The sequence below is a fragment of the Paraburkholderia tuberum STM678 genome (assembly GCF_902833905.1).
GTDB lineage: Bacteria > Pseudomonadota > Gammaproteobacteria > Burkholderiales > Burkholderiaceae > Paraburkholderia > Paraburkholderia tuberum.
In genome coordinates this window covers 116,831-129,710 of record NZ_CADFGP010000002.1, presented here as the reverse complement: position 1 = coordinate 129,710, position 12,880 = coordinate 116,831, and the positions used below count along the sequence as shown (strand labels likewise).

At 66.3% G+C, this 12,880-nt stretch carries 11 protein-coding genes; 3 read left to right on the top strand and 8 right to left on the bottom strand.

Translation table 11 applies throughout. The features are described from left to right. Entirely contained in the window at nt 1-1,020 is a 1,020-nt protein-coding gene (locus tag HWY30_RS02235; protein WP_090808105.1) for an MlaA family lipoprotein, read from the top strand. Between the two features lie 126 nt (nt 1,021-1,146). On the opposite strand, the gene HWY30_RS02230 is transcribed toward HWY30_RS02235, so the two are convergent. After that, nucleotides 1,147-1,632, bottom strand: a complete 486-nt coding sequence (locus tag HWY30_RS02230; protein WP_090808106.1) for an acyl-CoA thioesterase — start codon at nt 1,630-1,632, stop codon at nt 1,147-1,149. A 296-nt stretch (nt 1,633-1,928) separates the two neighbouring features. Here HWY30_RS02230 and HWY30_RS02225 point away from each other — a divergent pair, with 296 nt between their 5' ends. After that, on the top strand, nt 1,929-2,387 hold the full coding sequence (locus HWY30_RS02225; RefSeq protein WP_176078835.1) for a hypothetical protein: 459 nt from the start codon (nt 1,929-1,931) through the stop codon (nt 2,385-2,387). Between the two features lie 273 nt (nt 2,388-2,660). Here the strand turns inward: HWY30_RS02225 and HWY30_RS02220 are convergent, their stop codons facing one another. The 7 genes from HWY30_RS02220 to HWY30_RS02190 form a co-directional block, all read right to left on the bottom strand. After that, nucleotides 2,661-3,419, bottom strand: coding sequence for a phosphorylase (locus HWY30_RS02220; RefSeq protein ID WP_090808111.1), 759 nt, complete (start codon nt 3,417-3,419; stop codon nt 2,661-2,663). 3 nt (nt 3,420-3,422) lie between these two features. Beyond that, nucleotides 3,423-5,501 (bottom strand): squalene--hopene cyclase, encoded by a 2,079-nt coding sequence (gene shc / locus HWY30_RS02215; RefSeq protein ID WP_090808112.1) that lies wholly within the window; start codon nt 5,499-5,501, stop codon nt 3,423-3,425. Beyond that, entirely contained in the window at nt 5,498-6,766 is a 1,269-nt protein-coding gene (gene hpnE / locus HWY30_RS02210; RefSeq protein WP_090808114.1) for a hydroxysqualene dehydroxylase HpnE, read from the bottom strand. The genes shc and hpnE overlap by 4 nt, the downstream gene beginning before the upstream one ends. Before the next feature lie 4 nt (nt 6,767-6,770). Next, complete coding sequence (gene hpnD / locus HWY30_RS02205; RefSeq protein WP_090808116.1) at nt 6,771-7,619, bottom strand: presqualene diphosphate synthase HpnD; 849 nt, start codon at nt 7,617-7,619, stop codon at nt 6,771-6,773. A 233-nt stretch (nt 7,620-7,852) separates the two neighbouring features. After that, nucleotides 7,853-8,803 (bottom strand): sensor domain-containing diguanylate cyclase, encoded by a 951-nt coding sequence (locus tag HWY30_RS02200; RefSeq protein ID WP_090808118.1) that lies wholly within the window; start codon nt 8,801-8,803, stop codon nt 7,853-7,855. Further along, entirely contained in the window at nt 8,800-9,423 is a 624-nt protein-coding gene (locus tag HWY30_RS02195; protein WP_090808120.1) for a chemotaxis protein CheC, read from the bottom strand. The genes HWY30_RS02200 and HWY30_RS02195 overlap by 4 nt, the downstream gene beginning before the upstream one ends. Then, on the bottom strand, nt 9,416-9,781 hold the full coding sequence (locus HWY30_RS02190) for a response regulator (RefSeq protein ID WP_090808122.1): 366 nt from the start codon (nt 9,779-9,781) through the stop codon (nt 9,416-9,418). The genes HWY30_RS02195 and HWY30_RS02190 overlap by 8 nt, the downstream gene beginning before the upstream one ends. Nucleotides 9,782-10,387: 606 nt before the next feature. On the opposite strand from HWY30_RS02190, the gene HWY30_RS02185 reads away from it, so the two are divergent. Beyond that, entirely contained in the window at nt 10,388-12,682 is a 2,295-nt protein-coding gene (locus HWY30_RS02185; protein ID WP_090808124.1) for a hybrid sensor histidine kinase/response regulator, read from the top strand. Nucleotides 12,683-12,880 lie beyond the last annotated feature (198 nt).

Here is a 12,880-nt window from a genome sequence, read left to right as displayed (position 1 = left end):
ATGAAGCTGCGTAACACCGCGCTGGCGCTCACCGCCGCGGGTTTCATTTCCGGCTGCGCGACCGCTCCGGATCGCAAGCCGGGCGATCCGTTCGAGCCGGTGAACCGGGTGATCTTCAATTTCAATGACGGAGTCGATCGCTATATCGCGGTGCCGGTCGCGAAGGGCTACCAGAAAGTGACGCCGCAGCCGCTGCGCACCGCCGTCAGCAATTTCTTCTCGAACCTCGGCGACCTCACCAACGCCGCAAACGCGCTGCTGCAACTGAAGATCACCGATGCGACCGAAGACATCATGCGCTTCGCGTTCAACTCGGTGTTTGGGATTGGCGGCCTGCTCGACTGGGCGACGCCGGCGGGTCTGCCCAAGCATCATCAGGACTTCGGTCTGACGCTCGGGCATTGGGGCATTCCGTCGGGTCCGTATCTGGTGCTGCCGCTGTTCGGGCCGAGCACGGTGCGCGACAGCATGGGGCTCGTCGTCGATGTGAAGTTCAATCCGCTGAACTATATCGAACCCGCGACCCGCAATCCGCTGTACGTGCTGCAGTTCGTGAGCACACGTGCGGATCTGCTCGGCGCGACCAGCCTTCTGGAGCAGGCTGCGCTCGACAAGTACTCGTTCGTGCGTGATGCCTATGTGCAGCAGCGCCTCGCGCGTCTGCGCGGCACGAGCAATAACCCTCCGCCGCTGCCGAACTACGACGATAACGGCGATACGGGCCCGGCTGCTGCCCCAGCGGCAGGCGCGCCGGCGCGCGGCCTGCCGAATTACTCCGATCCGGGCGATGTGGGCGAGACGCCCAATGGCGCTTCGGGAGCGGGCGGCGCGGCCAAGGGCGCGCCCGGCGCGCTGCCGAATTACAACGATCCGGGTGAGTCCTCGCCGGCGCCCAATGGGGCTTCCGGTGGAGCGACCAACGCGCCAAGCAGGGATCTGCCGAACTACACCGATTCGGGTGACAGTGGCGCGGGCGCTACGCCAGCCGTGCCTGCTGAGCCGGCGTCGGCCCCGCAATAGCGCTCCAGGGGTCTGGGCACGTCGATCCAGCGCTCCAAGGCACAGCGGGCGCCCTCGATGGGTGCCCCGCGTGGAAGTACAGCCAAACGTCGCCCGACCAAGCCCGCGGGCATCGCTGCAACCCGCTCAGTGCAGGCTCTCGACCTCGCTGCGCGCCGCGCCCCGATCTTCCTCGACCGCCGCGACTGGTGCCGTTTGCGGCACTGGCTTGGAGTTCGCGCGATAGTGAGCGAACTGCTCGTCCGCATAACGGATACGTGTGCGGCCATGTGGCACCGGATCGCCGTTTTCGTCGAGATTGACGAATACCATTTTCTCGACCGTCAGAATGCTCTTGCGTGTGATCTTGTTGCGCACTTCGCAGCGCAGCGTGATCGACGTGCGGCCGAAATGCGTGGCGGTCATGCCCAGTTCGATGATGTCGCCTTGGCGTGCCGAACTGACGAAGTTAATCTCTGACATGAACTTGGTCACGACGCGCTGATTGTCCAGCTGAGAGATCGCGTAGATCGCGGCTTCTTCGTCGATCCAGCGTAGCAGGCTGCCGCCGAACAATGTCCCGTTGGGATTCAGGTCTTCGGGCTTGACCCATTTTCTCGTGTGGAAATTCATTTGGTACTCCGTGTCTGAGGCTCCCGGGAGGGCGCGTCATGCGCTGGAACCTAAGGGTTAACACCAAGATTGTACCAAAAGTAAGGGTTTTCCCTAATATTTCAAAATTGCATAATTAATCGTGCTGATAGTCTTGGGGGCCCACGATGGACCACCGCTAGTGGTCAACCGCTTCGGGCGATGGCTAGGAGGCACGTCCATCACGATCCCCGCAATTTTTAAGAAGTCGCTGATTGGTTCGGGCTCTGTCGGTCCCTAAAGTTGGCATCCCCAACTACGACGGAGGCAGACAATCTATGAATTCGGTCACTTGTGGCAACTTCAGGAGTGCATTTGCAGCAAATATGAACGCGTTGGGCCTTCCTTCGCCGAGCAGCCTGTTCGGCACTCTCGAGACGGCGACGTCCAATATTACGGCCATGCTCCATGCGCTGAAGACACTGGGACCTAGCGCAACGGTTGCCGAGTTGATCGGCGCAACAACGACACTGGAGGCGCTATCCGTCGCTGGCGCGCTAAGTGCGGCGTTCTACGTCGGTGCATGCATCGGTTCGCTGATCGTCGCGACCAAGGCAGCGATAACGTGCGGCACCAGCAGCGCGGCGGTCACTGCGCGAATTGCAACGGCCCGCCTCGGATTGGTCGTTCCAGAGTCGATGCTGGCATTCATCCGTCGCCATCCGGAAGTGCTGACAAACAGGCCAGCGCGCCGGCACTACGCCTGTCTGGCGCTACATCGAGCTGAATTGGTATGAATTGGATCGTCGATAAAGTGGCGCTTCTGCTCGCCGCGATCGCCTGTGCGGCGGTCGCATGGGCGCTGATTCGCTACAGCGGCCAGTGGTTTCCGCTGCTACTGTTCATACTGGCATTTGCGGGGCTTTACGCAGATAACCAGCGGCTGCGCAACCGCCTAAGGGACCTGGGCGAAGACTCGAGTCGCCGCTCCAGGGGTAGGTCACGCCCACGCTAGCGACTTGCTGCCGGCCCCAGACGCAGTCAGGATGGCTAACCGCCATCCCCGTCGCTCAACTGCTGACGCCCGCGATCCGCAGCGCGCCGCCCTTCCCCAAGGCCTCCCGCGCCTCGACCAGCGTAGTCCGCGCGGCGCGCGCATCGCCGGCGAGGCGCAGCAGCGCGCCGAGTTGCGACGGCTGCCGCAGCAATTCGCGCAGAATTGGCCCGAGGGCGGTGCTGCCGTCGTCGCGCAAACCAGCGGTCGCGGCCGGCGGCAGCGTGCGCCAGGCCGGATCGACAATCGCGCGACACACGGCGAACGGCAGACCGTGCGCGGCAGCGGTCGCGCCAGCGATGTGCGATTCCATATCCACCGCGAGCGCGCCGGTCGATTCGTGCAGCGCGCGTTTATCTTCGGCGGTGATCAGCGGCGCGGCGACCGCCGCCATCGCGCCACGGCGCAGACGTCCCGCGAGCCCTTCGGCCGTCCTGACGTTGGTCACGGCGGCGGCAATCCGCTCCGCCCATTGCCGATCCGTGTCGATACGCCCGAACGGCCCATGCACGGCATCCGCGACGATCAGCGCGCCCGGCTGCAGATCCGGCGCGAGCCCACCCGCCGTGCCGAAACTGACGATCCCCGCCGCGCCGCGAGCGACCGCGGCGTTCAGCGCGCGCTCGAGCAGATCGGCGCGCGCCGCGTACACGACTTCGACGCGCTCGCTGCCGTCGCCGCGTGCGATGCGCGCCTCGAACGCCATGCCCGTCACGACGATCACCGGCAAGCTGCTATCGCCCGTCCCCACGGACGGCGTCATCGACACGGACATCCGTCACATCCCGACCGTGACGCGCGTGAGCCCATTGCGCTTCAGATGACGGAAGCGCGCGAGCGCCCACAGCGGGAAGAACTTGCGATAACCGTGGTAGCGCAGATAAAACACGCGCGGAAAGCCGGTCGCGGTAAACCGGGTTTCGTCCCACAGCCCATGCTCGCGCTGCTCACGCTGCAGATAGTCGATACCGCGCGCCACCGCCTCGTGATCGACCTCCCCCGCCGCCATCAGTCCGAGCAGCGCCCAGGCTGTCTGCGACGCGGTGCTCGGCGCACGCTCGTAGCCGCGATAGTCGAGCTTGTAGCTCTCGCCGCCCTCGCCCCAACCGCCGTCGTCGTTCTGGATCGACACGAGCCATTGCACCGCGCGCCGCATGCGCGGGTCGTCGTGCGGCATGCCGGCCGCGTTCAGCGAGCACAGCGCGGTCCATGTGCCGTAGATGTAGTTCAGGCCCCAGCGGCCGTACCAGCTGCCGTCCGACTCCTGCTCCTGCAGCATGTAGTCGAACGCGCGCCGCGCCGGCTCGCTGCTTTGCGGCAGCTCGCCGATCTGCGCGAACATCGACAGACAGCGGCCCGACACGTCCGCGGTCGGCGGATCGAGCAGCGCGCCGTGGTCCGAGAACGGAATGTTGTTCAGGTAGTACTGCGTGTTTTCCGGTTCGAACGCGCCCCAGCCGCCGTCGCTGCTTTGCATGCCGACCACCCATTCGCGCGCGCGGGCAATTGCTTCGCGATCGACATCGGATTGCGTGAGCGCCGCCGAGCGGTGCATCGCCATCGCGACCACCGCGGTATCGTCGACATCCGGGAAATGCGCGTTGTTGTACTGGAACGCCCAGCCGCCCGGCCGCACGTTGGGGCGGCGCGAAATCCAGTCGCCGCGCACGTCGAGAATCTGCAGCGGACGCAGCCACGCGAGCCCGCGTTCGGCCGCCTGTTCGGCGCGCGCTTCGCCGGTTTCGAGCAAAGCGTGCGCCGCGAGCGACGTATCCCACACCGGCGACAGACACGGCTGGCAATACGCTTCGTCGTCCTTGATGACGAGCAGCTTGTCGAGAGATTTGCGAGCGATCGCGCGATGCGGATGATCGGCCGGATAGCCGAGCACGTCGTACATCATCACCGAGTTGGCCATCGCCGGGAAAATCGCGCCGAGGCCGTCCTCGCCGTTCAGCCGTTCGTCGACGAACGCGACCGCCGCGCGGATCGCGCGCTCGCGGGTCCCCTTCGGCAACAGCCCATCGACCGCGCGCAGCACCGAATCGACACAACGGAACAGGCCGAACCAGCCCGCGTGCTGATGCGGTGCGCGCTCGTTCATGCCGGTGTTCACCGGCGCGCCGCGGAACAGCTCGTCGATGCGCACCTTGCGCGGATTACGCGCGAGCGGCCGCTTCGCGTTGAGCACCAGCAGCGGCACGATCACCGTGCGCGCCCAGTACGACACCTTCGACAGATGGAACGGGAACCACACCGGCAGCAGCATGATCTCGACCGGCATCATCGGCACCGCGCGCCACGACACCACGCCAAAGAGGGCGAGCAGGATTCGCGTGAACACGTTCGCGTGTTCCGCGCCGCCGTGCGCGAGGATCGCATCGCGCGCGCGCGCCATGTGCTCGGCATCGACCGGGTCGCCGATCATCTTCAGCGCGAAGTACGCCTTCACGCTCGCGCTGATGTCGAGCGCGCCGTCGGTGAAGAGCGGCCAGCCGCCGTTCGGCAACTGGATGCGGCGCAGATAACGCGCGATCTTCTGTTCGAGTTCGAGGTTCGGCGTTTCGCCGAGATAGTGGACCAGCAACACGTATTCGGCCGGAATCGTCGCGTCGGCTTCGAGTTCGTAGACCCAATGGCCGTCCGGCTGCTGCGCGGCCAGGATCGCATCGGTCGCGCGCGTGATCGATGCGTCGAGCGCGTTCGCGCCCTGCACGGGCGCCGGCGTTGCGGTTGCCAATGCGTCCGCCACGGCGGGCGCGTTGGCAACCACGGCAGCTTCGGCCAGGTCCGGCGCCGCATCGGCGGCTTCGGGCAGCGCCGCGTCGAGCGGCTGGGTGTGAGATAAGTCGTTCATCTGCGTTCCATCGGTTGATTCAGCAGCGTATCCGCGGCCTTCTGGCCGGAGCGGACCGCGCCTTCGAGCATCGCGGGCAGGCCGGTGGCCGTCCAGTCGCCCGCGAGCAGCAAATTGTTCCAGCGAGTGCGCGTGCCCGCCCGCAATGTCTCCTGCGCGGGCAGCGCGGCAAACGTCGCGCGCGATTCCATCACCACCCGCCAGCGCGGCAGCGGCGCGGCCGGCAGATTGACCGCCTGCGCGACCTCGGCCCAGACGGTCGCCGCCAGCACGTCATGCGGCGTGTCGAAGAGCCGCTCGGCGCCGTTGAGCGTCACCGACAGGCGGTCGTCGAACGCAAACAACCATTCGGCCGTTCCGTTCAGCAGCGCGGTGATCTGCGGCAGGCCGAACGGCGGCTCGACCGCGAAATGCACGTTGAGCACGGCCGCGAAACGCGTCGGCGCGCGCAGGCCCGGCACGAGAGCCACCGCGGCTTCGGGCGGCAGCGCGAGAATCACCGCCTCGTTCGCGCCGAGCGCGATGCTCTCATCGTCGAAATGCAGCGTCTGCACACGGGCCGGGTCGGCCGCGAACGTGATGTCGCGCAGACGCGAACCGAGCCGGATCGTCGCGCCGCCATGTTGCAGCAGACGCAGCGCCGGATCGACGAACGCGCTGCCAAGACCATTACGCGCGACCAGCGGCCGGCACGCGAGCCCGCCCGCGAGCAGCGTTTCGCGCACGAGCGCGCCGGTCAGCTCGGCCGACGCGTCGCGCGGCTCCAGATTCAGCAGCACATGCAGCAGCGGCCGCAGCAGCCGTTCCCACAGCGGACCGTGACAGCGCATCGTCTGCGCGACGCTGCGGCCCGGTTTCGCAAACAGCAGCGGCACGAGCGACAGGTAATCGGTCGGGCCCGTGTTCGGCACGCGCGCGTGCGCATCGAAAATCCACCACGGCAAACTCCCCGGCGACAGACGCACGCTCCAGCGCGAACGCGTGGCCAGATCGACGAACGGATACTCGGGCTGCGTGGGGCCGACCAGTTCGTCGGCGGCGCCGATCGCGCGCACGTAGTTGAGCGTCGCGGCATTGGCCGACAGCACGATGTGATTGCCGCTGTCGAGCGTCGCACCAAGCTTCGCGTCGTAGTACGAACGGCAGCGGCCGCCCGCGTGATCCTGCGCTTCGTGCAGCACGACCCGCGCTCCGCGCCGCTGCAGTTGCACGGCGGCGGCGAGCCCGGCCACGCCCGCGCCGACCACGTGGACGAGCTTCGGCATCAGCTCAGAAAAGCGCGTAACGCGCGACGATCCACAGCAGGCGCAGCTTCGGCTTGCGGACCTTCGTGCGCGGAACGTCGAAGCCGCGCTCCAGCGCGCGCTCGAGCAGCACGCGATAGACGCCCGACATGATGCGCGGCGCGCGCACCTGAGCGCGGGGCTCGCGATCCATGATCGCGTCGGACTCGGCGAAGTGCTGCTTCGCGCGCTCGGCGAGCGTCGCGCAGACGCGCGGCAGCGTCGGATCGTCAGCGATCTGCCGCGGGTCCGTGGCCGCGATGCCTTCGCGCGCGAGCAGCTCGCGCGGCAGATAGCAGCGGTTGATGACGGCGTCTTCGTCGATATCGCGCAGGATGTTGGTGAGCTGCAGCGCGCGGCCGAGATGGTGCGCGAGCAGCCGGCCCGGCTCTTCACGCATCCCGAATATCCTCACCGACAGACGGCCGGCCGCGCTCGCGACGCGGTCGCAATAGAGGTCGAGCGTGGCGTCGTCGGGCGCGCAGATGTCGGCGACGGCATCCATCGCCATGCCGTCGATCATTGCGTGAAAATCCTCGCGTTGCAGATGAAACGTGTGAATGTGCCGCGTCAGCGCGCGCAGCGACGCGCGCGGCTGGCCGGCGTAGCAAGCGTCGAGGTCGGCGCGCCATTGCTCGAGCCCGGCCGCGCGCTCGGCGCGCGGCCGGTCGCTGTCGGCGATGTCGTCGACGGCGCGGCAGAAGGCGTAGACCTGGTACATCGCATCGCGCTGCGCCGCCGGCAAGATGCGCATCGCAAGATAAAACGAGCTGCCGGACGTGGCGGCAGCGGCGTCGGTTTCAGTATCGTCCACGACAAGATTGGAAACAGCCAAGACGATCTCCGCTGGAGGCGCCCGCTGAAAGGCGTTCAAAGAGGTTTTTATGCCGACCCGCAGGGCAGTGGGCCCGCGCGCGCGGACACGCGCGAAACATCCGGCTGGGCGGCCGGAAACGGCGAAAAGTATAGCAATCTTTGCCGGTGACCGCAGTTTCGCCGGTCAATAGGGGGACGGGAAGGAAGGCCGCCGGGCGCGGCGGCCTCGACCGCGCCGCCCCCGCTGGCGAATCAGGCTCCCGCGAGCCGGAACGCGACCGCGCAGTTGCGGCCCTGACGCTTTGCGCTATAGAGCGCCGCGTCGGCCTCGTTGATCAGCACGTCGTAGGCGGGCACCCCGGCGCGCGCCGTCGCGCCGCCGAGGCTCGCCGTGACCGGCACGCTGGTGCCGATCAGCTCCACCGGCGTTTCCTCGATCACGCGACGGATCTTCTCGGCCACCAGCATCGCGTCGTCGAGCGGCGTGCACGGCAGCAGCAGCGCGAACTCTTCGCCGCCGAAGCGCCCGAACGTGTCCTGTGCGCGCACCACGCCGGCGACGCGCTGCGCCATCACACGCAGCACCGTATCGCCGACGCCATGACCGAACTGGTCGTTGATCTTCTTGAAGTGATCGAGGTCGAACAGCAACATCGAGATGTCGCCGCCGTAGCGCTGCCAGCGCGTGAACTCGTCGCGCAGCCGCGTTTCGAAAAAGCGCCGGTTCGCGATGCCGGTCAGTCCGTCGCGATTCGCGTACTCCTGCAGCTTCGCAACTGCCTCCTCGCGTTCGCGCTGCACGATGCTCACATGCGTCACGTCGGAGATCGTCACGCACACGGCCACCACTTCACGACCGCGCATCAGCGGCATGAACGTGCAGTCCTGCTGCATGAAGTCGACCCCACCGGTGATCGGCCGGTCGTGATCGAACTTGAACAGATACGGGCGCTGCTCCCACGAGCTGAACGCAAAGCTGCCGAGCTGAAACACGCTCTCGATCTTGCGCGACAGCCACACGCGCGGCAGCTCCGGAAAGTTCTGGTAGATCGAGTGGCCGACCACCTGCTCCGCCGACAGGCCGCTATGGTCCTGCATGAAGCGATTCCACATCAGCACGTTCAGTTCACGGTCGAGCACGAAGATGCCAAAACCGACCCGCTCGACCACGAGGTCGCTCAACGATTCCACGGAGACGTTCATAGACTGGACAGCAGCGCATCGAGCGCTTCGTTCATGTGACGGATTGATTCTTCGGCCATCAGCATCACCAGATGCGCGCGAAAACTCTGATGTTCGAGCGCGAAATTCACTTCGACGAGCAGCGCCACCTGCCATTGCAGCACGCCGGGCTGGAACACTTCGTCGAGCGTCAGCGTGTCGCCGAGCATGCCCGGCGCGGAAAACACCGGCGTGCGGCCGAGCTGGTCGAGTATCGACGACACGCACGCGCCGGACAGCAGGTTCGCGACGTCGAGCATCAGTTCGCGCTCGCCGACCTCCTCGTAGCTCGAACGCGCGTACGGGTCGCGGACGAGCGAACACAGCTGCGCGATGCTGTCGCTGCGACAGATCACCAGCACCTCGCCCTTGATGTCCGAGCGAAAGCCCTGACGCACCGCGCTGACCGTGTCGTCGATATGGGTCATCTCGCGCAGCGTGCGCGCCGCGTCGCTCACCGCGACCATCCGCACGCGCGGCACCGACAGTTCGATGAACGAATCGAGCAGGCCCGCGAGCCGCGTCGCGGCCCGGCCCATCGCGAGATTGGCGATTTCCTGTAGCGCGTCGCGCTGGTCTTCGGTGAAGGCGGGCTCAGACATACAAGCCGTACTCCTTGAGGATGGGCAGGACCGCCTCCGGCGTCACCGGCTTGGCGATGAACGCGATCGCGCCGAGCTCGCGCACGCGCTGCTGGGCGAGCGGCTGCACGTCGGCGGAAACGACGATCACGAAGGTGTTGAGGTCCTCGTGCTGCAACGCTTCGAGGACCTGGTAGCCGGTCATGTCCGGCATCGTCAGGTCGAGGAACATCACCGATGCCTTGCCCTCGCGATATAGCGTGAGCGCCTCGTGCCCGTTCGTCGCGTAGGACACGTCGACTGCCCAGTCGGGCGGCAGTGCCTTCGTGAGCAACTTGCGGGCGAGCAGCGAATCGTCGGCGATCACAATGGGGAGCATGGCAACGGCGGGTCGGGCGGTTTGGGCGGGTCGGATAAAGGAATCGGCTGGTTCGTCTGCGCGCTTTCCGCGCCTGGTTGTGTGCGTATTTCGTTCGTCACGACAGCGGAGGGTGGCACACCTTCGCGTGATGCCGACCAATGCGCGACCAGGTACAGTGGCGCCTGTCGAATTGCGATTGCCTTTGGCGAGAGGGGGTGCGAATGCAGCAGGACGCGTTTGGCGAACCTTGACGATCTGGCGCACAGAGGTGGCAACGGCCCTTTTTATCGTGACGAGGATTGTCGAAGTAAAGTCGCGCAAAAGCAACTCGCCAGAATAGCTGACGGTAACGATCTGTTTCTCTGCTAGGCGAATATCAGAAATAGATCTATCGTCGGGGCGGACATTCTTTTATCTTTATCCTTTTGTGTACGTTTGCGCTTCCCGATTCGTCGCTGTTTTAAAGCCGCTCTTAAAGAACGGCCGGCACGGCGGACGCCCATCTCCAACGCGTTGCGGCAAATTATTCCGTGCTGCGTCTATGCTTGTTCTGAAGGCGGCATGGTGCCGGCAACGGCCCGATACGGGGCTGCCACATCCGAACGACTTTTCGCGTCAACGACAATGACATCAGACCGGGTCGACTCCGCCCGCGCGGGCCGTCTTTCGCGTCGTCCTGCCCGCGAGCAGGACGACGCGTCGTTTCCCACCGTGCCGGAACAGAATTTCCAGGTGCGTCGCATCACGCTGATCGCGCTGCTGGTCGCGGCGATCGTGCTGCCGTTCGTCTACGTCGCGGCGATGGCATTCGCCGATCTGCGCTCGCGCGAGGCCGACGCGACCGATCTGGCGCTGCGCACGGTGCGGGTCGCCGAAGAACACGCGTTGAAGGTGTTCGACATGAACGAGACGCTGAACTCGCGCATCGTCGAACTGACCGACGGCCTCGACGACGACGGCATTCGCGCGCGCGAACACACGATTCACGACAAGTTGCGCACGATGGGCGGCGGCTATCCGCAGGTAGCCTCGGTGTCGATCTTCGGCCAGCAGGGCGCGCTGCTCGTGAGCAGCCGCCTGTATCCGTCGCCGGAAAATTCGGTCGGCCAGCGCGACGATTTCGTCGGCATCCGCGACGGCAACGTGCTGGAACGCGTGTCGAAAGTGATGACGGGACATGTGAGCGGCGAGCAGGTGTTCAACATGGGCGTCGAGCGCCAGGCGCCCAATGGCTCGTTCGCGGGCGTCGTGTCGATCGCGCTGCGGCCCAGCTATTTCGACGCGTTCTATCGCGAGTTGCTCGGCAGCAGCGACGCTACGCCGATCATCATGAGCCTCGTGCGCACCGACGGCGCGGTGCTCGCGCATTACCCGCGCGGCCCACGCGAGCCGACCGCGCTCGCGTCCGATTCGCCGTTCGCCGAAGCGCTCAGGCAGGGGCAGCGCTCCGGCGTCGTGCGGATGCGCTCGAGCTTCGCCGGCGGCAACCTGATCGTCGCCTTCCGGCACGTCGGTTCGTATCCGGTCTACGTGCTGTGCGGCTATCGCACGTCGGCGATCTGGGCCGCCTGGTACAAGCACCTGAGCGTGCTGGTCCTGTCGATGTTCACGCCGTCGATCGCGCTGTGGTGCGTGATCTGGCTGTCGCTGCGCCGCCTCGGCGCCGAAGAGGAAGCGTGGCAGCGTTGGCAGGCCGAGGCATCGATGCGCCGCTCGATCGAATCCGCGTACCGCCAGTCGCGCAAGATGGAAGCGCTCGGCAGGCTGGTCGGCAGCGTCGCGCACGACTTCAACAACCTGCTGATGATCCTGTCGGCCAACGTGCAGATCGTGCGACGGCGCGGCGTCGGCGGACTGGAGCGCGAACTGTCGGCGATGGAGCGCGCGCTGAAGAGCGGCCAGTCGCTGACGCGGCAGCTGCTCGGCGTCGCGCGCAAGCAGCCGCTGCGCACCGAGACGCTGTCGCTCGAACGCTGGCTGCCGTCGTGCCGCGAACTGCTGCGCGCGTCGCTCGGCGCGAAGGTGTCGCTCGTGATCAATAGCGGCGTTGATACCTGGCCGGTGCGCGTCGACGTCGCCGAGCTCGAGCTCGCGCTGATCAACGTCGCCGTCAATGCGCGCGATGCGATGGCCAACGGCGGACGCTTCACGGTGCGCGCGAGCAATGTCGTGTTCCGTCACGAGGACGGCTTTCCGCTGACCGGCGAGTTCGTGCAACTGTCGCTCGAGGACACCGGCGGCGGCATGGCGCCCGACGTGCTCGCGCGCGCGTTCGAGCCGCTTTTCACGACCAAGCCCAAAGGCATGGGCACGGGACTCGGGTTGCCGCAGGTCTTCGCGTTCTGCGAGGGCTCGGGCGGGCTCGCGGCAATCGACAGCGCGATCGGCGCGGGCACCTCGGTGCGGCTCTATCTGCCGCGCGCGTCGACCGAGCCGCACACGGCCGGGCCTGCAGAAGCGCTAGCGACCGAAAGCGGCGTGCCACAGGGTCTGCGCGTACTGCTCGTCGAGGACAACGAAGAAGTCGCCGCCGGCACCGAGGCGCTGCTGCAGATGATGGGTCATCAGGTCACCTGCGTGTTCAACGCCGACACGGCGCTGCATGTACTCGACGACGCCCGGGCGAAGCGCGCGAGCACCGGCGAGCCGCTGCCGTTCGATCTGGTGCTGTCGGACATCCACATGCCCGGCAAGATGAACGGCATCGATCTGGCCGAAGCGGTGCTCAGGTTCGACCCACAGCTGCCGGTCATCCTCGTCACCGGCTACGCGGAAGAACTCGACCGCGCGCGGCACGCGAACGTGCGCGTGCTGTCCAAGCCGTTCGATATCGGACTGCTGGAGCAACTGCTCGAAACGATCCAGCACGACGCCGTGCAAACGAACAACGATGCCGCCACGCATCCGGCCGATACCTGATGTCCACGCCGTGCCGGCGTCATTTACCGGGCCTTGTAAAAAGCGCGGCGTTTACACGCCGCGCTTTTTTCATCGTGAGCCCGCGTCATGCGTAGCACGCCGGGCAGCGCGGCTGGGCATGGGACGCGGCGGCGCCGCGCGGCGGTGCAGGGCATGAAGGTTGCTTGCCTGCACACGGCAAGAGGACGACGCCGCGAG